Source organism: Anaerolineales bacterium (assembly GCA_025808555.1).
Classification (GTDB): domain Bacteria; phylum Chloroflexota; class Anaerolineae; order Anaerolineales; family UBA11579; genus JAMCZK01.
The window spans coordinates 680431-706688 of sequence record CP075526.1; the positions used below are offsets into that span (position 1 = coordinate 680431).

26 protein-coding genes are annotated in these 26258 nt (G+C 62.1%); 12 read left to right on the forward strand and 14 right to left on the reverse strand.

What is annotated here, in order from left to right; genetic code table 11:
• The first annotated feature begins 89 nt into the window (after positions 1-89).
• Together phnC and KIT08_03640 are read left to right on the forward strand one after the other, a co-directional pair.
• Positions 90-857, forward strand: coding sequence for a phosphonate ABC transporter ATP-binding protein (gene phnC, locus KIT08_03635; GenBank protein UYN90336.1), 768 nt, complete (start codon positions 90-92; stop codon positions 855-857).
• Complete coding sequence (locus tag KIT08_03640) at positions 857-3040, forward strand: ABC transporter permease subunit (protein ID UYN90337.1); 2184 nt, start codon at positions 857-859, stop codon at positions 3038-3040. Before phnC ends, KIT08_03640 begins: the two co-directional genes overlap by 1 nt.
• Before the next feature lie 50 nt (positions 3041-3090).
• Here KIT08_03640 and ybeY read toward each other — a convergent pair whose 3' ends face one another.
• The 7 genes from ybeY to KIT08_03675 all read right to left on the reverse strand — a co-directional run bounded on the left by ybeY (position 3091) and on the right by KIT08_03675 (position 9638).
• Complete coding sequence (ybeY, locus tag KIT08_03645; protein UYN90338.1) at positions 3091-3564, reverse strand: rRNA maturation RNase YbeY; 474 nt, start codon at positions 3562-3564, stop codon at positions 3091-3093.
• Positions 3561-5705, reverse strand: coding sequence for an HDIG domain-containing protein (locus KIT08_03650; GenBank protein UYN90339.1), 2145 nt, complete (start codon positions 5703-5705; stop codon positions 3561-3563). Before KIT08_03650 ends, ybeY begins: the two co-directional genes overlap by 4 nt.
• A 15-nt stretch (positions 5706-5720) precedes the next feature.
• A complete protein-coding gene (locus KIT08_03655; protein ID UYN90340.1) occupies positions 5721-6167 on the reverse strand; it encodes a GatB/YqeY domain-containing protein in 447 nt (148 codons plus the stop codon).
• Between the two features lie 363 nt (positions 6168-6530).
• Positions 6531-6878: a histidine triad nucleotide-binding protein gene (locus tag KIT08_03660; protein UYN90341.1), complete on the reverse strand. Its 348-nt coding sequence runs from the start codon at positions 6876-6878 to the stop codon at positions 6531-6533.
• 71 nt (positions 6879-6949) lie between these two features.
• Positions 6950-7771 carry a hypothetical protein gene (locus KIT08_03665; GenBank protein ID UYN90342.1) on the reverse strand — a complete coding sequence of 274 codons (822 nt, stop codon included), beginning with the start codon at positions 7769-7771 and terminating at the stop codon, positions 6950-6952.
• Positions 7772-7831: 60 nt separating this feature from the next.
• Positions 7832-8527 (reverse strand): hypothetical protein, encoded by a 696-nt coding sequence (locus tag KIT08_03670; GenBank protein UYN90343.1) that lies wholly within the window; start codon positions 8525-8527, stop codon positions 7832-7834.
• Between the two features lie 55 nt (positions 8528-8582).
• Positions 8583-9638 carry a tetratricopeptide repeat protein gene (locus KIT08_03675; protein UYN90344.1) on the reverse strand — a complete coding sequence of 352 codons (1056 nt, stop codon included), beginning with the start codon at positions 9636-9638 and terminating at the stop codon, positions 8583-8585.
• Positions 9639-9753: 115 nt separating this feature from the next.
• Here KIT08_03675 and KIT08_03680 point away from each other — a divergent pair, with 115 nt between their 5' ends.
• The 3 genes from KIT08_03680 (at position 9754) to KIT08_03690 (ending at position 12944) form a co-directional block, all read left to right on the forward strand.
• The gene (locus KIT08_03680; protein UYN90345.1) at positions 9754-10965 is read left to right on the forward strand and encodes an acyl-CoA dehydrogenase family protein; all 1212 of its coding nucleotides are present in this window, start codon (positions 9754-9756) and stop codon (positions 10963-10965) included.
• A 174-nt stretch (positions 10966-11139) separates the two neighbouring features.
• On the forward strand, positions 11140-11913 hold the full coding sequence (locus KIT08_03685) for an electron transfer flavoprotein subunit beta/FixA family protein (protein UYN90346.1): 774 nt from the start codon (positions 11140-11142) through the stop codon (positions 11911-11913).
• The gene (locus tag KIT08_03690) at positions 11913-12944 is read left to right on the forward strand and encodes an electron transfer flavoprotein subunit alpha/FixB family protein (protein UYN90347.1); all 1032 of its coding nucleotides are present in this window, start codon (positions 11913-11915) and stop codon (positions 12942-12944) included. Before KIT08_03685 ends, KIT08_03690 begins: the two co-directional genes overlap by 1 nt.
• 200 nt (positions 12945-13144) lie before the next feature.
• Here KIT08_03690 and KIT08_03695 read toward each other — a convergent pair whose 3' ends face one another.
• Positions 13145-13531, reverse strand: a complete 387-nt coding sequence (locus KIT08_03695) for a hypothetical protein (GenBank protein UYN90348.1) — start codon at positions 13529-13531, stop codon at positions 13145-13147.
• 122 nt (positions 13532-13653) lie between these two features.
• Here KIT08_03695 and KIT08_03700 point away from each other — a divergent pair, with 122 nt between their 5' ends.
• The 4 genes from KIT08_03700 to KIT08_03715 are packed head-to-tail and all read left to right on the forward strand — an operon-like array spanning position 13654 to position 18381.
• Positions 13654-14424 carry a DUF3662 domain-containing protein gene (locus KIT08_03700; protein UYN90349.1) on the forward strand — a complete coding sequence of 257 codons (771 nt, stop codon included), beginning with the start codon at positions 13654-13656 and terminating at the stop codon, positions 14422-14424.
• Positions 14424-14891: an FHA domain-containing protein gene (locus KIT08_03705; GenBank protein UYN90350.1), complete on the forward strand. Its 468-nt coding sequence runs from the start codon at positions 14424-14426 to the stop codon at positions 14889-14891. Before KIT08_03700 ends, KIT08_03705 begins: the two co-directional genes overlap by 1 nt.
• A complete protein-coding gene (mtnP, locus tag KIT08_03710) occupies positions 14888-15751 on the forward strand; it encodes an S-methyl-5'-thioadenosine phosphorylase (protein ID UYN90351.1) in 864 nt (287 codons plus the stop codon). Before KIT08_03705 ends, mtnP begins: the two co-directional genes overlap by 4 nt.
• Positions 15748-18381, forward strand: a complete 2634-nt coding sequence (locus KIT08_03715) for an FtsW/RodA/SpoVE family cell cycle protein (GenBank protein UYN90352.1) — start codon at positions 15748-15750, stop codon at positions 18379-18381. The genes mtnP and KIT08_03715 overlap by 4 nt, the downstream gene beginning before the upstream one ends.
• A gap of 13 nt (positions 18382-18394) precedes the next feature.
• Here the strand turns inward: KIT08_03715 and KIT08_03720 are convergent, their stop codons facing one another.
• Entirely contained in the window at positions 18395-18943 is a 549-nt protein-coding gene (locus KIT08_03720) for a hypothetical protein (protein UYN90353.1), read from the reverse strand.
• A gap of 108 nt (positions 18944-19051) precedes the next feature.
• On the opposite strand from KIT08_03720, the gene KIT08_03725 reads away from it, so the two are divergent.
• A complete protein-coding gene (locus tag KIT08_03725) occupies positions 19052-19330 on the forward strand; it encodes a helix-turn-helix transcriptional regulator (protein ID UYN90354.1) in 279 nt (92 codons plus the stop codon).
• Positions 19327-19725 carry a VOC family protein gene (locus KIT08_03730; GenBank protein ID UYN90355.1) on the forward strand — a complete coding sequence of 133 codons (399 nt, stop codon included), beginning with the start codon at positions 19327-19329 and terminating at the stop codon, positions 19723-19725. Before KIT08_03725 ends, KIT08_03730 begins: the two co-directional genes overlap by 4 nt.
• 51 nt (positions 19726-19776) lie before the next feature.
• Here KIT08_03730 and KIT08_03735 read toward each other — a convergent pair whose 3' ends face one another.
• A complete protein-coding gene (locus tag KIT08_03735; GenBank protein UYN90356.1) occupies positions 19777-20184 on the reverse strand; it encodes a VOC family protein in 408 nt (135 codons plus the stop codon).
• Positions 20185-20299: 115 nt separating this feature from the next.
• Positions 20300-21514, reverse strand: a complete 1215-nt coding sequence (locus KIT08_03740; GenBank protein ID UYN90357.1) for a tyrosine--tRNA ligase — start codon at positions 21512-21514, stop codon at positions 20300-20302.
• A gap of 181 nt (positions 21515-21695) precedes the next feature.
• Here KIT08_03740 and KIT08_03745 point away from each other — a divergent pair, with 181 nt between their 5' ends.
• Positions 21696-22211: an HNH endonuclease gene (locus tag KIT08_03745; GenBank protein UYN90358.1), complete on the forward strand. Its 516-nt coding sequence runs from the start codon at positions 21696-21698 to the stop codon at positions 22209-22211.
• Between the two features lie 233 nt (positions 22212-22444).
• Here KIT08_03745 and lgt read toward each other — a convergent pair whose 3' ends face one another.
• From lgt to KIT08_03760, 3 genes are read right to left on the reverse strand one after another with little or no spacing between them, the layout of a single operon-like run.
• The gene (gene lgt / locus KIT08_03750; protein ID UYN90359.1) at positions 22445-23263 is read right to left on the reverse strand and encodes a prolipoprotein diacylglyceryl transferase; all 819 of its coding nucleotides are present in this window, start codon (positions 23261-23263) and stop codon (positions 22445-22447) included.
• 9 nt (positions 23264-23272) lie between these two features.
• A complete protein-coding gene (locus KIT08_03755; GenBank protein UYN90360.1) occupies positions 23273-23926 on the reverse strand; it encodes a CDP-alcohol phosphatidyltransferase family protein in 654 nt (217 codons plus the stop codon).
• Between the two features lie 36 nt (positions 23927-23962).
• Positions 23963-26188: a hypothetical protein gene (locus KIT08_03760; GenBank protein UYN90361.1), complete on the reverse strand. Its 2226-nt coding sequence runs from the start codon at positions 26186-26188 to the stop codon at positions 23963-23965.
• Positions 26189-26258 lie beyond the last annotated feature (70 nt).

A 26258-nucleotide genomic window follows, 5' to 3' on the forward strand; every position in this document is an offset into this window, starting at 1 on the left:
AAAGCGGGAAGGTGGCGTCTAACGACGCCGGCACCTTCCCGCTTTTTTTACTTAATTTGCAGAAGCAGAATCCATTTACAATAATCGCTATGCTGACTGTCGAACACCTTACCATGGTCTACCCGGATGGCACCGTAGCGCTGCGGGACGTAAGTTTTGAAGTCAAAGACGGCGAGTTCCTCGGCGTGATCGGCCTGAGCGGGTCTGGCAAGTCCACCTTGCTGCGATGTATCAATCGTCTGTTGGAACCCACCGAAGGCCGGATTATATGGAACGGCAAAGACGTCACTCACCTGCCGCAGGGTGAGTTGCGCACGGTGCGCCGGGAAATTGGCATGGTGTTCCAGCAATTCAATCTGGTCAAGCGCTCCAGCGTGCTGACCAATGTGCTCTCTGGGCGGCTGGGCTACACGCCGCCCAGTTGGGCGCTGGCCAACCGCTTCAGCCGCCAGGACCGCCAGATGGCGGTGCGGGCGCTGGAACGAGTGGGCATACCTGAAAAAGCGTACAATCGCGCCGATGAACTCTCCGGCGGGCAGCAGCAACGCGTGGGAATTGCCCGGGCGCTGATGCAGGAACCCAAGATGATCCTGGCCGACGAGCCAGTGGCCAGCCTTGACCCCGTATTAGCCCACTCCATCCTTGGATACCTTGAAAAACTAAACAGCGAAGACAACATCACCGTGTTGTGCAGCCTGCACTATCTTGACCTCGTGCAACGCTATTGCGAGCGCGTGATCGGCCTGCGTGACGGCAAAGTGGTGTTTGAAGGCACGAAAGACGACATCGCCAAGATGAGCGATGAGCGCTTCCGCGAAATTTACGGCGAAGATGCCATTCGCATGGGCGGGCAGTAATGGCTGAAACAAAGAACACACACTTGACCGAACACCCGCGCGGCAGCCTGCTGCACGCCGCTCTCTCGGCCTTCGTGCCCGGCCTGGGCCAGTTCGTGGCCGGGGCACGCAGCCGCGGCTTCAGCCTGCTTCTGACGGTGCTGACCCTGTTCGGGCTGAGCATGTGGACAGTGGCCCAGCGGGCGCGCTTCCCCGAATACGCCATGGCCACCAGCGTGTATTTCCGCATTGTGCTGGCCTGCGCTGCCCTGCTCTTGTTCCTGCTGGCAGTGCGCCATCTGTTACTCCGTTTTGTACTGAAGGACCCGTTGGCCGAAACGTTCAGCATGTATGGAGTGGCGATCGTATTCTTCCTGCTGATCATTTGGGTGGGTGACGATATATTGGCCACGGTGGTCTCTGGCGATCAACTAAGCCAGATTCACGCCGGCACGGCGCTGTACTCTGGCGCGGCGCTGGCGGCGTTGTGGCTGTGGCAGGTAAGCGATGCCGCTCGGATTGGCAATACCCGCAGCCTGGGCACCAAGCGAGACGGCAGCACACGCTTCCCCTCCATGGCTGGCGCCATCGTGCTGGCCTGTCTGCTGGTGTTTGCCTTAGGCTACAACCTGACCGCGGTGGACATGCCTAAGGCTATTCGTGAATACGAGGACGTTGGCATTTTGCTGCCGCGCCTGCTATGGCCCTGGCGGGCAGCCTTTGCCTATGACCAAGAAGTCTTTGAAGTTGTGCAGAGGATCCAGGCGCCGTGTACTGATGAGGCCGCGGCACCACCCCCCAATCCTGAGTTAGCCAATGATCCATGGATCAGCGCTACACCTACCTGCGGCGAGCTAAGCTCTCGCCCGGTGACCGGCGGCCTGATCCTGGGCACTGAACTGACGATCACCGGCGGCAATTTTGTCCCTGGGCAGGAAGTACTGGTCCGTTGGGCCAACCCGATCGGCAATCCCTTCACCCCGCGTGGGATGGGCGAAACCACGATCATCATTGATGAGAACGGTGAATTCGAAAGCAAGCTGAACATTCCAGATGCAGTGATTTCGCCTGAGACGGCTACCGGCGCTCAGGTGCATTCGCTGATCATTCGCCAGGAAAGTGTGCAAGTCTTCGGCGGCCGGTTGAGCAATGAAATGAACCTGGCCCTGATCGGCCTGCTGGAAACCATCATGATCGGCCTGATGGCAACGTTCTTCGGCATCGTGGCCGCCTTCCCGCTTTCGTTCCTGGCCGCCAAGAACCTGATGGCGCCGATCATGAGCGCCCCTGAACGCATTGCAGGCAACGTATTGGGCCTGCTGGCCGGCGGCTGGGCTGGCCTGCAAGCTACCGACCTTGTATCTGACCGCCTGGGCGGCCTGGAACAGGCTCCGGTGCAGATCTTCCTGGTGGGTGTCATCGCCGTGCTCGGCCTGGGCTATGTGGGCCTGCAGCTGGGCGGGCGCCTGAGTGAGGCGCTGCTCTCCCGGTTGGGTAAGGGCAACGGGTACTGGGTAGCCTCAGGGCTGCTGGCGATCATGGCCGGCTTCCCCGGCTACCAACTGGGCCTCGGCTTCAGCCGCGGCATCCGTGCGATCGTATTGGGCGCCGAAGTGGCCGCCATCAATGAAGAGATCTACGGCATGATCGGCGCGGTGTTGGCCGCCGCCATCACGCTGCTATACCTGTACCGTCGGCGCAGCACGCGCCGCGTGCCGGTGGGCCTGATGCTGTATGCGGTCATCCGCACCATTCTCAACGTGGTGCGCTCGGTGGAAGCGCTGATCTATGCGATCATCGCCGCGATCTGGGTAGGCCTGGGGCCGTTCGCCGGCACGCTGGCGCTGACCCTGCACACCATCGCCTCGCTGGCCAAGCTATACTCCGAAGCCATCGAGAGCATTGACCCCGGCCCGCTGGAGGCGCTGGACGCCGTGGGCGCCAACCGCCTGCAGAGCATTGTGTACGCGGTCGTGCCGCAGATCCTGCCTCCGGTGATCTCGTTCACGGTGTACCGCTGGGACATCAACGTGCGTATGTCCACGCTGCTGGGTTTTGTGGGCGGCGGCGGCATCGGCTTCATATTGCTCCAATGGATCCGCCTGTACCAGTATGAGGCGGTCGGCATTGCAGTCTGGCTGATCGCCATCACTGTGGCCGCGCTGGACTTTGTCAGCTCCGAGATCCGCGAGCGCTTCGTCTAGTCTTACCTTTGCTAAACAAAAAAAGCCCCGGCGAATGCTGGGGCTTTTGTTTATGTGACGTCTGGCCGGGTTTCCATCTCGGCCGAAACAATGGCCAGGCCGAGTTGCTGCAGAATGGCATCCTGAGCTGCCCACATCTTGCGGCGCTGGGCCGGCGTGGCATGGTCATGCCCCAGCAGATGCAGCGCGCCGTGTACGGCCAGCAATTGCAGCTCGGCGGGCAGGCTATGACCGGCGGCTTTGGCCTGCGCGCGGGCACGCGGCACTGAAATGACCACGTCCCCCAGGTACAGGTTGCCGTTTTCGCCCATCTGCTCCACATCCCCAAACGAGAGCACGTCCGTGGGCTTGTCTATGCCACGGTATTGGCGATTCAGAGCATGCAGGCGCGCATCCCCAGTAAGGACGACGGTGAGCTCGGCTTGAGGCGCCTGCTGATGCTGCAAAGCGGCTTGTACAGCCTGCTTGAGCTTGCGGTCAAACTTGTGGGCTGCGTAGCGGCCATCAATGTGGAGATGGATCATTGCTTGGGCGGGAACGATTTCAGCGCCGGCTGGGCATCCAGGGCGTTGAGGGTCTTCTCGTCCAGGTCCGGGTAGACCAGGCGAGGGTGGTAAACGCCGCGCAAGCCGGTGACGAAGGTATCAGCGATCACGGATAGATCACGCATGGTCAGGGCAGTATCTTCCAGCTGGCCGTTGTTGAGGCGGCCGTCGATTACGCTGCGCACCAGGGCGGCCAGCTCTTCGTCGGTCTTTGGGCGCTCGGCACGCGTGCGCGCTTCGCAGCCGTCGGCCAGCATGACCAGGGCGGTCTCGCGGGATTGCGGGCGCGGGCCATCGTAACGGAAATCATCCTGATCCACTTTGGTCTCATCGCCGCCGGCAGCTTCCAGGGCGCGGGCATACTGGTAGCGGGTCACCAGGGTGCCGTGATGCTCCTTGATGAAGTCAATGATGCGCTGCGGCAGGCGATGCTTGTGGGCTAGCTCCACGCCATCCGGCACATGGCGGATGATGCGCTGGGCGCTCTCGTGCGGGGTCAGGTCTTCGTGCGGGTTGTGGGCGCCGGTGACCTGGTTCTCGATGAAGTAGTGCGGCTGGCGAGCCTTGCCGGCATCGTGATAGAGCGAACCGATGCGGGTGAGCAAAGCATCTGCGCCAATAGCTTCGGCTGCCTGCTCAGACAGGTTGGCGATCAGCAGGCTGTGCTGGTAGGTGCCGGGCGCGTGGCGCATGATGAATTGCAGTAGCGGGTGGTCAGGGCGGGTCAGCTCCATGAGCTGCACGGTGGTCGTGAGCCCAAGCCACTGCGCCAGGAAGAGCTGCAGCACGATGGTGAGGCTGGCGGATAAGAAGCCATTGAGGCCAGCCGCACCCAACAGGGTCAGCAAGCCCACTAGGTCGGTAGAAGCGAGCGGCAGGCGGTAGGCCACCAGCACGGCCGCGCCGGCCAGCATGACGGCTGCGCCAGCCCAGAAGTAGGCCATGACGCGCTGGGCGCGCTTGAGGAACAGCACACCAAACAGGCTGCCGAAGAAATAGTACAGCGTAAGGTCAAAGGCATTGGGCAGGTTATAGGCCGCCAGTACGCTGAGGACCAGCGAGAACACCAGGGCGGCCTGGGAGCTATACAGTGTGGCGGATAGCAGCGCAAAGCCCGCCACCGGGAACAGATAGGGCATTACCGTGCGGTCTACGATGACGAAGCGTGCCACCAGCAGGAAGGCGATGAAGAGCGTGGAAACCAGCGTGAGCTCGCGAATTTTGTCGAGCAACTGCGGGCGGAAGCGCAGGAACAGGGCGGCCAGAGCAAAGGCCACCAGCACCAGCATGGCGGCGCCCACATAGTCGCGCCAGCCAGTCTCAGGCTGTACCAGGCCAAACTGCTGCAGAGCTTCCAGGTCAGCCTCGTTGAGCACCTGGCCACGCGAGACAATGATCTCGTTGGTGACGAAGGTGCGCACGGCGGGTGACACCGCCGCGGCCGCCTCCTGGCGGGCGGCTTGGGTCAGCGCCTCAGAGTAGAAACTGTTAGGCGCCACGAAGGCGGAAACGATCTCGGCCACCAGGGTGGCCTGGTCCTGCGGCAACGAGAGGCTGACGAGAGCAGGCACGCTACGGCGAGCTTCATCCAGGCGGTTCTGGCGGATGCTGCTGCGCATGATCTGCTCCAGCACCACAATCGCTTCCTGGCGCACGTTCTGCCAGGCGCTGTCATTGAGCAGCAGGATGGCCTGGGCGCTCTCGCGGCCCAGGGTTACGTTTTGCAGGGCGGTCAGATCGCCGATCTTTTGCTCCAGCGTAGCGTAGGTGTCAGCGCGTACGCTGTCAATGAAATCAACCGCCGAGCGCAGATATTCCAGCTGCTGGCGGGCGACATTGGCATCCGGGGCGCCGTAGACGGGCGCCACCGCGTCGGAGGCCTCGCGGCGGTCACGTTCGGTGAAGACCGCGCTCTGGTAATTGAGGGTGCGGGGCGCGACGATATCCTGGCTGGCCACATCGCCCACCTGGGCGCGCAAACTCGCCTGGCGGGTGGAAAAGGGCATGACCAGGGCCGCAACCGAGATGAGCAGGCAGACCGTCCAAAGGGTCCACAAGAAAGCGCTCCGGCGAGTGGACCAACGCTGCGGTGTGCGTTGGGAATTGGTTTTTTCAGACATAGAGAACAGTGAAAGCTACCCCTGCAATTTCGCCTTGACCAGGGCGCTGATCTGGCCACCGTCGGCGCGGCCCTGCACCTGGGGCAGAACGAGTTTCATGACCTTGCCCATATCAGACGGGGCGCTGGCGCCCGATTCGGCGATGGCGGCGGTGACAATGGCTTCGATCTCATCGGCGCTGAGGCCGGCGGGCAGATAGGCTTCGAGGATGCTGGCTTCCAGCTTGTTGGCCTCAACCAGGTCAGGCCGGGAGGCTTTCTCGCCCTCGGCGATGGCTTCGTGGCGCGACTTGAGCTCCTTCTGGAGGATGGAGATGACGGCCGCGTCATCCAGCTCACCGCGTTTGGCAACTTCGGCTTCCTTCACCGCCGCCAGGGCACCGCGCAAGGTGTTCTTGCGCACGGTGTCATTGGCCCTCATGGCGTCTTTCAGGGCGGTTTCAAGCTCAGCTTTTTTGCTCATAATAGTTTTAATTATACCTTTCAGGATACAGATGAATACGGCTAGAGCGAAGGGCCAATTTCGCAAGATGTTGTTTGTTTTTGTCTGGGGGGGGTATTGCGCCGCAAAGCGGCGCGGGAGTTTGCGCTACAAGCAGAGCCGGAGTTAGAGTGGGCGTAAACGCTGCTTTATGCCATGAAAACATGACTGCCTGGAATATTGGGATCATGTGTCAAGTAACTCACCCAGAAGTCCATTCGCCACGCAAACATCATGTTGTACGGGGCGGGTCTAAGACCGGCCCCTACGGTTGTATAACTACATATAAGGGACGGATGGATTATTGGTTGGGCAGCACGAACTGACCGGGGAGCCAGTGCCCCGCTACCCCAGCGGGTGCTGCATGCGGCGTCCGCCAAGCAGATGCAGGTGCATGTGCGCCACTTCCTGGCGGCCATCGGCGCCAGTGTTCATGATGAGCCGGTAGCCGCTTTGGGCAATGCCCTCCTGCTGGGCCAGTTCCGGTACCAGGGTCAGCATCCGGCCGGCTGCGGCGGCATGCTCAGGCGCCAGGTCGTTGGTGCTGGCCAGGTGCGCATTGGGGATGATGAGGATGTGAGTGGGCGCGAGGGGATGGATGTCACGGAAGGCGGTGACCAGCTCATCCTGATAGAGTTTCGTTGCGGGTAGCTCGCCCGCCACGATCTTGCAGAAGATGCAATCGTTGGCCATGATCTCACCGGAAACAAAGGCGGTGTGCCCAGCTGGGCACACCGCCTTATTATACGAAAAAGCAGACCTGCTTACGGTTGAGCGATGAGGAAGTTGTCGAAGACAACATCCACGCCGCCGACGTCAAAGCTGCCGGCGTAGACGCCGGCATCACCCGTGGTGAGCGAGCTGTCCTGCACCTGGATGAGCTGCGTGCCGTTGGCGTACAGGGTCAGGCTGGAACCTACACAATCGAAGCGAATGCGGTTGGTCTGCGTGCCAGTGTAAATGGCCTCGCTGAACTGCACTTCCTCCATCCCAAGCAGGTTCCATTCACCACTCAAACGACTCCAAACAGAAAAATAGCCATCACTACCAATTCCGGCGGCATAAAAATCTCCGTCTGAGTAGCGGCACAGAAGTCCCATTTCATTTTGATCAGGGCCGGCTATCTTGGCAGAATCAACTTCTACAGAAATGTCACCATAGTTACCTGAAAGAGTGTCGGACCATAAAACAGTATTTGTTTCGCTGACGGTAATGCGATATTTTTCACTGTAATAGCCTTGTGTCCCCAGTGCATCCGATTCGACAACCCAGTCACCACTGGCATTCGAAAAATCATCTTGGAAGATGATTGCGCCTGAAGCCTGATCGCCAAACTGGGCCATCAGGGTTTCCAGCGGGAAAGGAGTTCCGCCAGCCATCATCGTGGCGGCCATGCTCTGGGCTTCATCACTGAGGCCACTGTCGGCCAGCATGGTGGCCATCTGCACGAATTCATCCAGACCCGTGGTGGCGAGGGCGGTGCCTACGGCATTGCCAGCCAGGTCACCAATGTTGGGTAGGCCGGCGCAGGCCAGCGCCAGGGCGCTGAGCAGGGCGATCACAAGCAAAAATTTCTTCACGTGCATTTCTCTCCTTAAAAAAGGTAAGCGGCTGGTGATGCCAGCCGCTTACCCTATTAACCATGGCTACGGGCGATTGGCAACAAAGTTATCAAAGAAAACATCAATGCCCGGCGTAGCAAAGGTGCCAGCGTACAAGCCAACATCACCACTGCCGAACGAGCTGTCGTTGCCCGAGATGAGCTGAGTGCCATTGACATACAGGGTCAGCATGGAGCCAACACAATCCAGACGGACGCGGTTGACCTGGTCACCCAGCAGGATCAGATCGGAGGGCTGCATGCCCTCAGTGCCGACATAGCCGAACTCGCCATCCTGGATCTTGACGATGGCATAGAAGCCATCGCTGCTGATGCTGCCAGCGTAGAAGTTGCTCTCGTCCTGATAGCGGCAGATGACGCCGAACTCATTGTCATCCACGCCGCCGCGCTTGACGCCGTCAACCTCAACGCTGACGTCAGCCACGTCAATGCCCGGGTTGGCCCAGACAGAGGCGTATTCGCCGTTGACGAGGATGTGGTAGCCGCCGTCAACATAGTCGGTCTGGCTGCCATCATCATAGGTAGAGCGATCCCACCCGCTGCTGGTGCTGGAAAAATCATCCTGGAACAGAACGGGGGAGTCTGTTGGGGCGGGCGCCTGGGTGGAAGCACCCGTATTGCCCGTGGGGGCGTCACCCTGAGTTTCAGAGCTGGCGCCAAAGCTGCAGGCCATGCCCACGAGCAGCAACGCCAGTACAACGAACCATATTTGTTTGCGCATTTGCGATCTCCTTAATCACGCAGTCAACGCATTTTAGCACGAGGGTGTTATAGGCCTACTGGGATATTTGTGCTAGCCAGTGGGCGGCCAGGCTGGCCTGGGGACCGACAGGCTGCAGAGCCAGCACGGTATTGAGATGCTGGCGGGCTTCATCAAGCCGCTGGCCAGCCAGCAGAAAGATGCCATAAAAAAGGTGAGCCGATACGTGGTCAGGATCGGCCTGCAGGGCCTGCACGAAGTAGGTCTCAGCCTCGGTGTCACGGCGCAGCAGGGCCAGAGCGCGGGCATTGAGAACCAGATAGTCGGCCTGGCCTGGCTGCTGGTGCAGCAGGCGCTCCAGCGTGGGCAGGCCGATCTCTTCCAGATACAGGGCCGATTCCACGCTGTAAGCGGCCACGGCGCGCCAGATGGCCGGGTCGTTGGGCGCCAAGTCCAGGGCGCGCTGCAGGTACGGCAACGCGCCGGCCGTATCGCCTTTGAGCACGGCATTCTCAGCCAACTGGATCTGCACCAGCGGATTGGTGGGGTGTTGCAGGGCGGCCACGCGCAGGTTCTGCTCGGCGCGCTCAAAGTCGGCCTGGCGCTGCCAGTACAGGGCCAGGAACAAGCGCACCGACAGCGAATTGGGGTCGAGATCCTCCGCTTTTTGCAGGGCTTGCAAGCCGTCTTGCCCGTTCTTTTGCAGAGCTTCGCCAAGATAGGCCCAGGCTTCCGCGTAGTCTGGGTTGGCCTCCACCGCCGCCAGGAAGGCCTGGCGCGCCGCGGCCCATTCGCCCACCGCGGCCAGCGACTGGCCGGTGGCGGTGAGAAGATAGGCGCGGTCGCCACTGAGGCGGCCGCCCTGGATGCCTTGGCGAATGGTCAGCGCCGCGCTGGCGTACGGGCTGTCGATCAGCTCAGCCAGCAGCGGCAGCGCATCCAGCGGCTCGCTGGCGGCGAGCTCGATGGCCTGGCGGTAGGTCTCCTCCAGCGGCGAGGGTGCCACGGTGGCGGTAGGCGTTGGCAGGCCGCCCTGGCGCGGCAGCCAGGTGCGCATCCACCAGGTGGGCAGGGCGAAGACCAGGATGGCGAGCGGGATCAGCAGCCAGAGCTTGCGGGAGACGCGGCGCATGCGGGGATTATAAGAGTCTGGCGGGCGAATGGCTGCAAGGGAGGGACGGCGTATCTAGGTATAATTCAAATCCTGTGCGCTTTTAATCACAAGTTTTTCCTTTATATGGAGTCACATGGACTTTCGACTAAGTGAAGAGCACCTGATGGTGCAAAAAATGGTGCGGGACTTTGTGCAGAAAGAGGTCAAGCCCATTATTCAGGAGTGGGACCGCAAGCAGGAGATGGCCCCTTTCATTTTGCCGCGCATGGCCGAGCTGGGCATCCTGGGCATCAACATCCCGGTGCGCTACGGCGGCCAGGGTTTTGACTACATTACCCTGGGCCTGGTGTGCGAGGAGCTGGAAGCCGGCGACAGCCCGCTGCGCGTAGTGATGTCTGTGCACATGGGCCTGAACAGCATGGCCCTGTTGCAATGGGGCACCGAGGAGCAGAAGCAGAAGTTTCTGACCCCGCAGGCCAAGGGCGAGAAGTACGCCTGCTTTGGCCTGACGGAGCCGGGCGCCGGCTCCGACGTGGCCGGCATGAAGGCCACCGCCCGCCGCGAAGGCGACGAATACGTACTTAACGGCGAGAAGATGTGGATCTCGCTGGCCAGCAAGGCCCACCACGCCCTGATCGTGGCGCGCACCAACCCGGATGCAGAGCCGCATGACGGGCTGAGCGCGTTCATTGTGGAGTTGGATCGCAAGGGCATCACCACCGGCGACATTCACGGCAAGCTGGGTATGCGCGCCGGTTCCACCGGCTACATTGCCATGCAAGACGTGCGCGTGCCGCTGGAGAACCGCCTGGGCGAAGAGGGCGAAGGCTTCAAGATCGCCATGTCGTGCCTGGACAACGGGCGCTACACCGTTGCGGCCGGGGCCACGGGCCTGATCCGCGCCAGCCTGGATGCCAGCGTCAAGTATTCGCACGAGCGCAAGGCGTTCAACAAGGAGATCGGCCAGTTCCAACTGGTGCAGCAGAAGATCGCTTACATGGTGCAGCAATACGAAACCTCGCGCCTGCTGTATCTGAAGGCGGGCTGGCTGAAGAACCAGGGTGAGCGCAACACGCGCGAGACCTCACTGGCCAAGTGGTACGCGACGGACGCGTCGTTCGACGCGGCCTCGGAAGCCATCCAGGTGCATGGCGCCTACGGCTACAGCGACGAGTACGATGTGGAGCGCTACCTGCGCAATTCCAAGGGTGGCGTGATCTACGAAGGCACCAGTGAGATCCACCAGCTGATGCAGGCTGGCTATGCGCTGGGCTATCGCAAGGATGCTGAGCTGCGCTGCGAACTGCCGGCCTACGATGCGGAGTACTGGCAGGCGGAAGGATAGTGAACAGTAAGCAGTGATCGGCGAGCAGGCAAATGGCTGCTACTATCGCTGCATTGCAAATTTACTTGGGGATTGCTTCGCTACGCTCGCAATGACACCCGAGCCGTCTTTGCGAGGCGCAGGCTTGGCCTGCGCACGAAGTAAACCCCGATCTGGATAGCTAAGGAGTAACTCTTGAAGATCGCAGTATTTGTGAAACAAGTGCCGGACTCAGCTGCCAAGCTGTCAGTTGATAACGGCAATGTGAACTGGGGCGACGCCCCGCTGGTGATCAACCCGTGGGATGAATACGCCGTGGAGGCCGCCCTGCAACTGGCCGAGAAGCACAACGGCGAAGTGGCCGCCATCAGCCTGGGCGGCGAGGACGCCAAAGAGGCGCTGAAGCACGCCCTGGCCATGGGAGCGGGCAGCGCCACGCTGATCAGCGACCCGGCGCTGGCGAATGCCGACGCAGCCGCGGCCGCCAAGGTGTTTGCGGCGGCAGTGCAGAAGCTGGGCGGCGTGGACCTGGCCATCTTCGGCAAGCAAGCCATCGACTCGGACACCGGGCTGGCCCCGGCCATGACCGCCCGCGTGCTGGGCTGGCCGGCCTTGAGCATGGTGGCCGCCATCCCCTCGCTGGAGGCGGGCAGCATCAAGGTAGAGCGCGCCATCGAAGAAGGCCGCCAGGTGGTGGAAAGCAAGCTGCCGGCGGTGCTGAGCATCGTCAAGGATTTTGCTGAGCCACGCTATCCGTCGTTCATGGGTATTCGCAAAGCCTCCAAGGCCGAAGTGCCGGTATGGAGCCTGGGTGACCTGGGTATCAGCGCTCCTGAATCAAAGGTGAGCTGGACCGAGATCACTGCCCCGGCCGCGCGCGAGGTCAGCAACGAGATGGTGACCGGCGCCAACGCCGACGAGATCGCCGCCAAGCTGGCCGACCTGATCATTGCTGAGGGGGTGCTGTAATGGCCTGCATTTGGGTATACGTAGACCATTTCAAAGGCACGGCCCTGCCCGCCTCGTATGAAGCCATCGCCGCCGCCAAGACCCTTGGCGGCAAGGTGACCGCCCTGGTCTTCGGCCAGGGCGTGGACGCGCTGGCCCAGACCGCCTTCCACTATGGCGCGGACGAAGTGCTGCTGGGCGATGACGCCAGCCTGGCCGATTACCGCGCCGAAGCCTATGCCAGCTTGCTGAGCAAACTGGCCAAAGAGCAACAGCCGGATGCGGTGCTGTTCCCGACCAGCATCCGTGGCCGAGAGATCGCCGCCATGGCGGCGATCGACCTGGACACGGGGGTGCTGGTGGACGTGACCGAGATCAGCAAAGACGGCGACAACTTCGCCGCCACCCACCCCATCTATGCCGGCAAGCTGTTGAGCAAAGTGACAGTGAGCGCCAAACCGGCGTTGATCACGCTGCGCGGCCGCGCCTTTGGCAAGCCGGTGGCGGATGCCAGCCGCAGCGGCACGGTAACCAAGGTCGCCGCGGCCGTAGCCGATGGCGACCTACCGACCAAAGTGGTGGACTACGCCACCGTGGAAGGCCGGGTGAGCCTGGGCGATGCCGGCGTGATCGTTTCGGGCGGGCGCGGTGTGGCCAACAACCCGGCCCTGACCCCGCCAGCCGAGATCACCGACGAAAAAGAGAAAGAGATCTGGCGCGCCCAGCAGGGCTTCATCATGCTCGGCGAACTGGCCCAGACCCTGGGCGGCGCGGTCGGCGCCAGCCGGGCCGCGGTGGATGCGGGCTACATTCCGTATGCCAACCAGGTCGGACAGACCGGCAAAGTGGTCTCGCCCGACTTGTACATTGCGCTCGGCATCTCGGGCGCCATCCAGCATTTGGCGGGCATGCGCACCAGCAAGGTCATCGTGGCGATCAATAAGGATCCCGATGCACCCATCTTCAAACTGGCCCGCTTTGGCGTAGTGGGCGATCTGTACGAGATCGTGCCGGCGTTGACCAAGGCGTTGAAAGAACGGCTGGGGAAATAGCTGAGATTTTTTAGCAATTGATTAACTTAAAAAGAGGAGCAGCAAATGCTGCGCCTCTTTTTTTTTGCGATAACCTACTTGGGGAGTGCTTCGTCTGCGCTGCTTCGCATCGCACTCCTCGCAAAGACATTCCAGACTATCATTGCGAGGCGCAGGCTTGGCCTGCGCACGAAGCAATCTCCAAGCCTAAATGGTAAGTACTAGCCCGGATAGCTGAATTCGCCGATCTGCTCACCGTTAAGCCAGACGCTGTACTCGCCATCCGCCAGGCCATCCAGCGGGATGGCGATGGATTCATCGAAAGGTTGCAGCACCTGCATGCAGGTCACGGCCGGGTCAACGGTGGTGTAGACGCTGACGTGGATCTGGTTCTGGGCGTTGGCTTCGGCGATCTCGTAGGCCAGTTCATGGCACGGGGTGGGTAGGTTGCCGGACATCGCCAGGCGCAACTGGATCGGGAAGCTCTCCATGATCAGCAGGTCGGCCGAGTCAAAGTACACCGGGCCTTGCCCTGCTGGCGCAGTTGGCGCCCCACAGGCAGCCAGTACGGCTGCCAAAATAATAAAGAAGATGATGTGCTTTTTCATACTCGTAGAACGCCTCCACTTGATGAAATGTTCCTGCTTCGCGCAACCGCCGCGCATTAATGCTGATTAAACCATGCGCGGCGCCGCAGCGCAGCACAGGCTAAAACGATACAATCGTTTTTATGAGCCAGTTGCACCGCCTTGAGGCGCGCCTGCAGCGATTGATAGAAGACGGCACAGCGCGTTTATTCTCCACCCAGGACACCAAGGCCATTCTGGCCTCCCAACTCATTGAAGCTATGCAAGCCGAAGTGCAGTTTGCCGGGGGCGAGCAGCTGCAGGCGCCAGGCATTTATACGATCCTGGCCCACCCGGAACATGCCAGCGGGCTGCGCGCCAACGCGGGCTTGCTGGAGGAGTTGAGCGAGGCGCTGCGCCACGCCGCGGCCGAATCGGGGATTGCCATGGCGGGCGAGCTGGTGCTGCACGTGGCCCCACAGGATGGCCTGGCCGAAGGCGAGTTCCGCGTGCGGGCGGCCGGCGTGGGCGAGAGCCTGGGCGCTACGCAAAGCCTGGATGCCAATGGCGCAGCCGGCGAGGTGCAGATCCCCGTCGGCGCGTTCCTCATCGTGGCCGGCTCAGATGTCTTCCCGCTCACCCAGGCCATCATCAACATTGGCCGCAAGAACGATAACCAACTCGTGATCGAGCACCCGCAGATCTCACGGCGGCATGCCCAGCTGCGCGCCATCGGCGGGCACTACCACTTCTTTGACTTGGGTTCCACCGGCGGCACGCGCATCAACGGCGTCGAAGCCAAGAGCGCCGTGCTGCTGGCCGGCGACGTGATCCAACTGGCGGGCGTCGTGCCGCTCATCTACGGGCAGGACGCCGCCACAAGCAAGGCGCAGGAAACCCAGGAGATCCACACCAGCGCCAACCCTGTGAAGTAATGGCAGAGCTCCCCGCATACCTCTTGCTTGGCCTGCGAGCGCTGATGGCCCTGGCGCTGTACGGCTTCCTGGCATGGTGCTTCCTCACGCTATGGCGTGAGCTGAAGCAGCAGGCCATGAACCTGGCGCGCCAGCGCATCCCTGCCCTGCTGATAACGCAGGACGGCGACGCCAACCAGCAGCTGCGCTTCGCCACGGCCGAAGTGACCCTGGGGCGCCACCCCAGCTGCGAATGGGTGCTGGCGGATGAGACCGTCTCCTCCCGCCATGCCCGCCTGGTGTTCCACCATGACCACTGGTGGCTGGAAGACCTGGCCTCGCGCAATGGCACTTTTCTCAATGGGGATGCCCTGCACGCTCCTGTGGTGTTAACCAGTCAGGACCATATTCGCTGCGGCCAGGTGAGCTTTACCCTGCATATTGAGGCGTTGCCGCAGGCCACACCACAGACACAGGAGCAGGCATGAACCCAACCCCCGAACTCGCCATCATTGGAGGCTCCGGCTTGTACGACATGCCGGGCCTGGAAGACAAACAGGAGCATAAGGTCAATACTCCGTTCGGCGAGCCCAGCTCGCCGGTGGTGGTGGGCACGCTGGAGGGACGCCGAGTGGCGTTCCTGGCGCGCCACGGCGTCAAGCACACCATCTCGCCCACGCATGTAAACTACCGCGCCAACATCTACGCGCTCAAGTCATTGGGAGTGCGCTGGGTGGTGGCGGTCAGCGCCTGCGGCTCGCTGCGCGAGGATTTTGAGCCGGGCCATATTGTGGTGCCCAGCCAGCTATTCGACCTAACCCGCCGCCGGGTGAACTCGTTCTTCGATGACCCCGGGCTGGTGGCGCACATTGGCGTGGCTGACCCGTTCTGCAACAGTCTCGGCCAGCAGATCTACGATGCCTGCAAAGCCGCTGGCGCCACGACCCACCTGGGCGGCGATTTCATCACCGTGGAGGGGCCGCGTTTCTCTACCCGGGCCGAATCCAACATCTATCGCTCGTGGGGACTCTCCATCATCGGCATGACCACATCGCCCGAAGCGTTCCTGGCCCGCGAGGCCGAGCTGTGCTACGGCGTGATGGCGCACGTGACCGACTATGACGTATGGCACCAGGAGCCGGTGAGCGTGGATATGGTGGTGCGCACTCTGCAGCAAAACACGCTCACCGTGCAAGATGCCATTCGTAAGCTGGCCGCGGGCCTGCATGCGCCGGAGTGCGCTTGCGACGAAGCGCTGGCCACGGCGCTGATCACTCACAAGAGCAACATCGCGCCCGCGGCGCGCAAGAAGCTTGGCATCCTGGTTGAGAAATATTTGAACGAATGAAAGTTCCGCGCCCACTGAGGCACCTGCTGCCCGCCAGCGTCTCCGCCAGCCTGCTTCGGCTGGCGGCGGCCTTCCTGGGCCTGTTCGCGCTGGCGCTGACCCTTTCGCCGGCGGTGCGCCAGCGCAGCCTGCTGCCGCTGGCCGAGCTGCGCTGGGCGCACTGGCTGGGCGTGGTGGTGTGGGTGCTGGCGCTGTTCTGGCTCGACCGGCGTACGCGCGCCAGCCTGCCCAACCGTGACCCCTTCATCATTCCGGTGGCTGGTCTGCTGGCTGGCTGGGGCTTGCTCACGATCTGGCGGCTCACCTTCGAGTTTGGCCTGCGCCAGACCGCCTGGCTGGCGGTGAGCTGCGCCCTGTTCGTGCTGGCGCTGCGCTTCCGCGAGCGCATTTTGCCCATGTTGCGGCGCTACAAATATGTGTGGCTGCTGGCTGGCCTGCTCATCACTGCGCTCACGTTCCTGTTCGGCACCAACCCGTCAGGCATTGGGCCGGATCTATGGCTGGGTTGCTGCGGTCTGTATTTTCAACCCTCAGAACTGCTCAAGCTGCTGCTCATCATTTACCTGGCGGCTTACCTGGCCGACCGCCAGCCGCTGATGACCGGGCTGCTGCCGCTGCTGGCGCCCACGGCAGTGATGACCGGCGCGGTGTTGTTGTTGCTTATGGTGCAGCGCGATCTCGGCACGGCCTGGGTCTTTATCTTCATTTACACGATCCTGATCTACATCGCCGCGGGCAAGCGGCGTGTACTGCTGGCCAGCGCGCTGGTGCTGATCCTGGCGATGGTGGCCGGCTACGAACTGGTGGGCCTTGTGCATGCCCGCATCGACAGCTGGCTAAACCCCTGGGTAGACCCGACCAATCGCTCCTACCAGATCGTGCAGGCGCTGATGGCGATCGCCGCCGGCGGCATGTTCGGCCGCGGGCCTGGCCTGGGCAGCCCGGGCTTTGTGCCCGTGGCCCACAGCGACTTTATCTACACCTCCATCGTGGAGGAAAGCGGCCTGCTGGGCGCCATCGCCCTGCTGGCGCTGATCGCCTTCCTGGTGGTACGCGCCCTGCGCATCTCGCTGCATGCTCGGGACGCTTACCAGCGCTATCTGGCCATCGGCCTGGCCGCCTACATCGCCAGCCAGAGTTTGCTGATCATTGGCGGCAACATCCGCATGCTGCCGCTGACCGGCGTCACCCTGCCGTTCGTCTCCTACGGCGGCTCATCCATGCTGGTCTCGTTCTTTGCATTGCTGCTGCTGTCTCTGGTGAGCCATGACGGTGTGCACCGTTCGGCGCCGGTGCTCAACAGCCGCCCCACCCTGATCATTGCCGGGCTGTTGCTGGGCGCGTTCGCCCTGGCGGCCGCCATCACCGGCTGGTGGGGTGTAGTGCGCGGGCCAGACCTACTAACGCGTAACGACAATGCCCGCCGCGGCCTGTCTGACCGTTACGTCTGGCGCGGCGCCCTGCTGGATCGTGACTATGAGCCACTCTCGCGTACCGGCGGCGCGGCCAGCGAGTACACGCGTGACTATGTTGAACCGAGCCTGGGCAATATTCTGGGCTATTCGCACCCGCAATTCGGCCAGTCTGGCCTGGAAGATGGGCTCGACCCGATCCTGCGTGGCGAAGAACGCCAGCCAGCCTGGGGCCTATGGATGAGCCATATTCTGTACGGCCAGCCATCGCCCGGGCTGGATGTGCAATTGAGCCTGGACCTGGAGCTGACCCTGTACAGCATGCAAGCGCTGGAGGGCCAGCGCGGCGCTGCAGTGGTGATGGATGCGGCCAGCGGTGAAGTGCTGGCAATGGCATCCCAGCCCAGCTTCAATGCCAGCACTGTGGCTGAAGACTGGCCCGCCCTGCTGGAAAGCGAATATTCGCCATTGATGAACCGCGCCGTGCAAGGCGCCTACCCGCCGGGCGGCGCCCTGGGGCCATGGCTGCTAGCCGCCGCCCGCAGCCAGGACATACTGCCCGAGCCCAGCGCTGAGACAAGCTATGTGCTGAACGGCGTGACGCTGGAATGCACTCGGGAACCTGCTCAGCTGGAGTGGGACGCGTTGATCGCAGGTGCGTGCCCGGGCGCGCTGGCGCAGTTGGGCCTGGCGCTGGGCGAGCAGAACCTGCTGGCCCTGTACAACACGCTGGGCCTATATAGCGCACCCAGCGTGCCGCTGCGCCAGCCGGCGTTCACTGCGCCGGCCAGCCTGCCGCGGCCGGGTGAGGCCGCCACCGGCCAGGCAGGGATGCTGGTGAGCCCGCTGCAAATGGCCCGCGTGGCAGCCACGCTGAGCAACGGCGGCCAGCTGCCGGCTGCCCAGCTGGCGCTGGCGGTGAAAGACGCCAGCGGCGAGTGGCTGCCATATACGGAGGAAGCGGCCGCGCAAGCAGTGCTGACCAGCGCGGCCGCCTTCAGCCAGGCCCAGCGCCTGGCCGCCAGCGATGAGCCGATATGGGAACTGAGCGCAACCGCGCTCGGCGCCAGCGGGCAACGCTACGCCTGGTACCTGGCCGGCAGCCTGAGCCGCGGCAACCAGCCGACCCGCGTGGTGGTCGTGCTGCTGGAGGATGCCAGCCCGGCACGTGCCATGTCCATCGGCCGCGAACTGCTGCTGGCGGCGTTGGATGGATAGAAACTAAGCTGCCTTAATTTGCAGGCTCCACAAGATATCTGACAACCGTATTTTGATCGATCACAGGCGGGGCCATGAAGCCGTAGTCGATCCGTACAATGCGTCCCTTTGTCACCTGCAAAGTAATACTGGCACCACGGTCGGTGAGGAACACCAGCGCATATTCGCCGCGGGGGTAATTTTCATCGGAGTAGGCCGCATCGGAGACTTCGTAAACTGCGTATAAGCTTTCGATCTGGACCCCGTTCCAGCTCTCAATATCGCTCCTGCGGATAAAGTTGCCCTCGGCTCCAAGAAAGGGCAGCACTTCAACCATAGCGCCTTCGGCCTCGTCGGGCAGGCACTTCGGTGGCCCGCCCAGCCCTTCTGCGTTTGTGCAGTAGGCTGGGGTGAATTCGATCAGGGAACGCAACTGGGCAGCATCTCCGCTGAGTGCAATTTCAATAATACTGTCCAGTTCGGCGATCCCTGTTCGCTCGTTGAGCTGAGTTGGAGCGGCACACGCAGACACGAAGATAGCGAGGGCAGCAATAACAACGATGCAGGTTCTTTGGTTCGACATGATAGGCTCCTGTTTTTTGTGCAATTGGACTGTTAGGAAGTACAACGATGGAGCAAACCCAAAAGTTTCTGATTGACAGGCAAGCGTTTACTTGCCATACTCTACTCCGTGGACCTGCTCTTCAAGGCACTGGCCGACCCAACCCGCAGAAACATTCTTGACGAACTGAGCAAGCACGACGGTCAAACCCTGTTCGAGCTGTGCCAGCGTCTATTGTTTGAGCACAAGGTGGAATCCTCACGCCAGGCCATATCCCAGCATCTAGATGTGCTCGAGGCGGCAGACCTGATCCGCGTCGAGCGCAAGGGCCGCTACAAATTCCACTTCATAAATACCGAACCATTGAAAGCCATCCAGCAGCGCTGGAGCGGCAAGGAGGCTTCATGAGAATTTACATCACCAGCGTCCCCATCTCGGATTACGAGAACGCCGTGTCCTTTTATACGGAAAAGATGGGCTTTGTGAAGAAGCGCGATGTGGAGATGGGTCACGCCATGCGTTTCATCACCCTGGTCTCGCCCGAGGACCCGGAAGGGCCGGAGCTGCTGCTGGAGCCCAACGCCGAGCACCGCGGCATCAAGGCCCTGCGTGAAGCGCTGGCCGAGGATGGCATCCCCATCACCTCGTTCGCGGTCAAAGACTTGGACGCCGAGTACAAACGCCTGAGCGAGCTGGGCGTGCTATTCACGCAGAAGCCCATGCGCCAGGGCGGCTGGTATTCGGCGGTGCTGGATGACACCAACGGCAACCTGATCGAGCTGGCCGAAGTGCCGAGCGCGTAAGCAAAAGCCCGTGGCATCACCACGGGCTTTTTATTGGCATGCTGGCCTGGCTTATGCGCGGGCGGCCATCATCCAATGCGTGCCAAACTTATCGGTGAGCATGCCCAGCTCCTGGCCCCAGGGTTGCTTCTCGAAAGGCATAAAGACCGCGCCGCCCTCCGCCAGGGCTTTGAAGTACTCGCTCAGCTTGGCCACATCCGTACCGGCTACGCAGACGCGCACGTTGTCGCCAAAGGTGGTGGTCATGCCCGGCACAGTGTCGGCGGCGAACAGGGTCAGGAACTCGTTATCCAGTTCGGCGTGCATCACTTTGTGCGCTTCGTTCTCAGGCATCTCGTACATGTCGCGGTAGTAATTCACCACCAGTTCGCCCCCGAACACGGCTTTGTAAAACTGCAGGGCCTGATCACAGGTGCCGTCAAACGTAAGGTTGGGCAACAGCTGCACTGCTTGCTTCATTGTATATCTCCTCTGCTAATATGCAAGTATATACTTGCATATTAGCAGGAGACGGCATAGATGTAAAGGGTAGAAAAATAGAGCGAGCAGCCCTTTTGCAGCTGTATCTGCGCTTCTAAAACTCAACGCGCACGAAGCGGCGCTTGCCGACCTGCAGCACGCCGGCGGCAGGCAGCGGAGCGGCTGGGTCTGTCAGCGCCTCGCCATCCAAACGGACGCCATTTTGCTCCACCAGGCGACGGCCCTCGCTCTTGCTCTTGACCAAACCAACGGCCAGCAAAATGTCGAGCAAGGATTGGCTCTTATCCACAGTAAACGTATCCATCGCCGTTGGTACGTCGCCCTGCTGAAATACGCGGTCAAAGTTTTGGCGGGCGGCTGCGGCCGCCTCGGCGCCGTAGAAGATGCCGGTGATCTCGGCGGCCAGCTCGGCTTTGGCTTCACGCGGGTGTAGGCTGCCGTCGGCGACGGCCGCCTCGCGGCGGGCCACCTCGCTGGCGTTCCAGCGGGTGGCCAGGCGCATGTAGGCGCCCATGGCCTTATCCGGCACGCTCATCACCTTGCCGAACATGTCGTTGGCGTCGGTATTGAGCGGGATATGGTTGCCGAGCGACTTGCTCATCTTGATCTCGCCATCCGTGCCGGGCAGGATACCGAGGATGATGCCAATGTTGGGTTTCTCACCCATGGCGCTCATCAGCTTGCGCCCGGCGGTGAGGATATTGAAAAGCTGGTCCGTGCCGCCCACCTGCACATCGGTCTTGAGGGCGTAAGCATCGTAGCCCTGCATGATGGGATAGAAGGTCTCGTGCAGGTAAATGGGGTCGCCCTTCTCCCAGCGCAAGTGGAAGTTCTCACGCGTGACGAACTGTTGCAGGGTGAAGTTGGCCGCCAGTTTGATCAGGTCGGCAAAATCGAGCTTGGAGAGCCATTCGGCGTTGTGGCGCACCTCGGTCTTGTCGCGGTCCAGCACGCGGAAGGCCTGCTCGGCATAGGTCTGCGCGTTCTGCTCCACTTCTTCGGCGGTTAGCTGGGGACGCAGCTGATCCTTGTCGGACGGGTCGCCGATCAGCGAAGTGAAGCTGCCGATGAGGAAGACGACATGGTGCCCAAAATCCTGGAACTGGCGCAGCTTGCGCATGGGGATGGTGTGGCCCAGGTGCAGATCCGTAGTGCGCGGGTCAAAGCCGGCATAGACGCGCAACGGGCGGCCGCTGGCCTGCGCCTCGTTGAGGCGCTGGCGCAGCTCGGTCTCCATGGCTTTGGCCAGCTGCGGGTCACCGTATTCGGTGCCCTGCATCAGAGTTTGGACTTGCTCTTCAATGTTCATGCTCGACTCCGTTAAACAAAGACGCCCTCGTTGGCGAGGGCGCGCAGATTGCCCGTCACCAGCTCAGCAGGTCGGGGCGTATGCATATGCCGGGGCAAATTCTGCGTGCATGTTGGCATTATAGCATGCGGGTGACAGCAGAACCGGCGTGCTATAATGCGCAGGTTGCACCATCACGGCCATGCAACCAAGCTTAAAGGAACTCGTCCTCGTCCTCAACACCAACTACGAACCGATCAACGTTTGCACCATACGCCGCGCCATGGGTCTGATCTTTTCTGAGAAGGCCTCCATGCTCCAGAACGGCCGCGGCGAGATCCACACGGCTCGTCAGGTGTACCCAGCCCCCTCCGTCATCCGGTTGGAGCGTATGGTGCGCCGCCCCCGCCCCAAAGTCAAGCTGAACAAGCAGGAAATCTTCCGCCGAGACGGGCATACCTGCCAGTATTGCGGCCGCAAAGATGTGGAGCTGACCCTCGACCATATCCTGCCGCGCCGCCTGGGCGGCCGTCACAGCTGGGAGAATCTGATCACCGCCTGCCGGGCCTGCAACCACCAAAAAGGCGGCCGCGTGCTGGAGCACGCCGGCATGCAGCTGCTCAGCCAGCCGCATGCGCCCGCAGCCTCGGCCCAGTACATCTTTGGCCGCTATCTGGCCGAGAACATGGATTGGAATAGCTTTATCACTGGCTGGTAAGGTGCGCAGCACCTTACCAGCAGTAGCACCGGATTGACTTGCTGCGCACCTTTTAGGAGAAGCTACTCGGCTGCGCCGAGTGACGCTTCTCCGCGCCATAGTCTTCCAGGAAGTTCCGTGCATCCTGAGCGAAGCGAAGGATCATCGTGGCCTCAATATAAAAAGTCACGCGCTGCATAGAAGATTTGCCAGCAAGTAACAAAAAAAGGCGGCCTGTTGGCCGCCTTTTTTTGTTACTTGCGCTTCTTCTTCTCTGGCCGGGTGTGCCGATAGATCAGCGTACCGGCCGCCAGCACCAGCACGACCGCCATCAGGGTCTGGTTGGCGTTGAAACCGCCCACCTGTGAAGCATCCAAACGCAGGAAGTCGAGCAGGATGCGGATGGTTGGATAGGTGATGAGGTAGGTTAGGAAAATATCGCCCGGCTTGAGCACTTTGCCGTACTTGCGGCCCAGCCAGACCAGGAATATGACCGTGACCAGGCTCCACAAAGACTCATACAGAAAGATGGGGTGATAGCGGGCCACGTCGGCGAACTCAGGCAGGCGGTGGACCGGGTCAATGGTGATGGCCCAGGGCAGATCGCTCGGCGCGCCATAAAGCTCCTGATTAACAAAGTTGCCCCAGCGACCGATGGCTTGGCCGAGGGCCAGCGGAGCGGCGATGACATCCAGCCAGGCGGGCAACTTCTCGCCGTGCCTGCGGGCCATGATGTACAGCGCGATCACGCCGCCCACCACCGCGCCGGGGATGCCCAGGCCGCCGCGCCACACCGCAATCGCATCCAGCGGGTGGGTGAGATAGTACATGGTGGTGACGCCCGCCTCCACCATGCTGGGCGGCGGAGTGAGGATGTGCCACAGACGAGCGCCAATGATGCCGCCCAGCACGATCCACAGCAGGCTATCCCAGATGAATTCGCTGTTCATCTTGCGTTCCTTGGCGATGCGCTCGCCCAGGTAGGCCGCGGCGATCACGCCGCTCATCAGGATCAGGCCGTAGAAGTGGATCGTGAGCGGCCCGATATAAATTGCAGTTTGGTCAATTGACATGGAAACTCCTTACTTGCGAGGCTTGCGCGCTACGCCCCGTTTGCCGGGCGCGGCGGCTTTGGCCGCAGGCAGCTTGCGCGCTTCGCTGCGCACATGCCAGATGCGTTGAATAGCAGTGAGGTTTGCACCAATGGCGATGATGCTGACGCCGATCAGCGGGATATTGAATAACAGCGTAGGTCCAAGGATGAAATAGCGCTCCACCCGGCTGAGCAGGCCCACTTTGGCCTCCAGCCCAACGCTTTGAGCGCGCGCACGAATGTACGAGACCAATACCGAGCCAAAAGCGCCCAGGTAGCTGGCCACCGCCAGCCAGTGGTTGTTGTTGAGGCTGGCCCACCACAGCAGGCCACCGTAGACCACCAGCTCGCCGTAGCGGTCACTGACCGAGTCGACAAAGGCGCCGAATTCCTGCGATTCGCCGCGGCGGCGGGCCAGGGCGCCATCCAGGGCATCGAAGGGCGTCATGAGCAGCACCATCAAGCCCGCCATCGAAAAATTGCCCTGGGCGGCGAACCAGGCGCCGACCGAGATGCCCAAAAAGCCCACGATGGTGAGCATGTTGGGGGTGACGCCGAGTTTGTCCAGAAGTTCAACGGTGGGATTGATAAGCCAGGCAAAACTAATGCGCAGGCGGTCAGTGAAGGTTATGGGGTCGCGCATGGAAGGATTGTATGCTACTGGAGCGCACGCGCGGTGTCAAGCAAGGTCATCACCCTCGCCCTCGCTGCCAAAGTGGTCCAGGTCCATCAGGACTTCGCGCTCGCGGCCTCCGCTTTGCGCAGGGCCGAGCACGCCCATCTCTTCGAGCTCATCTACCAGGCGGGCCGCCCGCGGGTAGCCCACCTTGAGGGCGCGCTGTAAGTGCGAGGCGCTCGACTTGCCGGTGACGCGGATCACATCAATAGCCCGGTCGATCAGCTCATCGCGGTCTTCGCTCAGCGCTTCGCGCTGAAGCAAGCCATCCCACGGGGCCGAGACATCCTCATCCGGCGGCCAGGCCTTCTGCCAATAAGCGATCACCGCTTCGATCTCGGCATCGGTGATCATGACGCCCTGGGAGCGCATGGGGCCGGCCGCCTCAGGCGAGAGGTACAGCATATCGCCGCGGCCCAGCAGAGATTCGGCGCCAGTGGTATCGAGGATGACGCGCGAGTCGATCGCCGAGGCGACCGCGAACGAGATGCGCGCCGGGAAGTTGGCCTTGATCAGGCCGGTGACCACATCCGTACTGGGTCGTTGGGTGGCCACCACCAGATGGATACCCACGGCACGAGCCATCTGCGCCAGGCGCACCAGGGTGCTTTCGGTGTGCTCGGCGGTGTTCATCATCAGGTCGGCCAGCTCATCGATCAGCACGACGATGCGCGGCAGGCGCTCGCCGTCTTCGTTCTTCTCGACCTTGCGGTTGTACCCGTCAATATCGCGCACACGCTCCTGCTCCAGCAGTTTGTAGCGGCGCTGCATCTCGGCCACCACCCAGCGCAAGCTGGCAGTGATGCGCTCAAGCTCGGTCTCGACTTTGCCGATCAGGTGCGGCAACCCGTTGAAACGCACCAGCTCCACCATTTTGGGGTCGAGCATCACCAGACGCAGGTCGGCCGGGCTGTTGTTCATCATCAAGCACACTGCGATGGCCGAGATGAGTACAGACTTGCCGGAGCCGGTGGTACCGGCCACCAACAGATGCGGCATGCGCGCCAGGTCGGCTGCCAGTGGCTCACCGGACACATCGCGCCCCAGCGCAATGCCCAGTTGCGAGTTGAGCTTGTGGAACGCCATGCTCTCGAGGATGGGGCGCATGCGCACCGTCATCGTGCGCAGATTCGGCACCTCGATGCCTACATAAGAGCGGCCCGGCACCGGCGCCTGGATGCGCAGGCGCTGGGCGGAGAGCGCCAGCGCCAGGTCACGCTGCAGGGCCGAGATCTGGGCCACGCGCACGCGCTGGCCGCCCTCGCCCTGCGGGTCGCCGGGGCGTTGGATGTAGCCCGGCTCCACGGCGAACTGCGTCACCGTCGGGCCGACTTGGAAGTCGATCACTTTGGCAGGCACACCCAGCTCGGCCAGCGCTTTCTCAAGCAGGCCGGCCATCTCGTTGATGTGGCGCTCATCGGGGCGTGTGGTGCGCTCCTCCACCAGCAGCTTGAGCGGCGGCAGGTCGGCCGAGCGCGGCACGGCCGCCTTGGCGGGTTTCTTCTGCTCTTCGCTGAGTTTGAAATCTTTGCGGAATTCGGCAGGCACGCGTTGGCGGCGCGGGCGCGCCGGCGCAGGTTCATCGTCCGGCTCGTTGTCAACGCCCATGGGCGAGGCGGTGAAAACGGGCTCGTCGTCAAATTCAAAGCTCGGCAGCTTGGGCTCAGCGCCATGTCCACCCAACTGACCGCGCAACCAGGCCACCTGGCTAAAGGCCCACAGGCCAGCCAGGCCAGCCACTGCCGCGAACACTAAGCCGGTAATGCCCATCGCCAACCAGCTGGGCAGCACGCTGTCCAGTAATAAGTGCAGACCTTCAGCCAGCCCCCAGCCGATGAGGCCGCCGGCGCGGCCAGCTTCTGCCTGCTCCAGCGAGAGCCCGGTGACCAGGCTCAGCAAGCCCAGCGCGGCGAAGACGGCAATTTCAAAAGCGATCAGGCGCGCCGGAGTCAGGCTTGCGCCCAGGCGGCGACGCTGCAATAGCTGCCAGCCTGCCAGGCCCAACCCGATCACCACCAGCACCGAGCCCCAGCCCAGCCAGCGGCGCCACACGCCCACCCAGGGGGTGAGCCAGGCGCCGCCCGTCAGGCCGAGCAGGCCGAGGATGGTAATGACAGCCAGCGCGATAAGCAACACCCCGACCACATCGGAGACATAGTCGGCCGGGCCACCTTGCAGCCAGCCCACCCGCTCCCACAGGGAGCGTTGTGGCTGGCGTTCAGTGGCCATATTGTTCTGCTTCGCAGAACTGGAGAAGCTGCTCGGCTTTGCCGAGCGACGCTTCTCCGAGTTTCTCTCA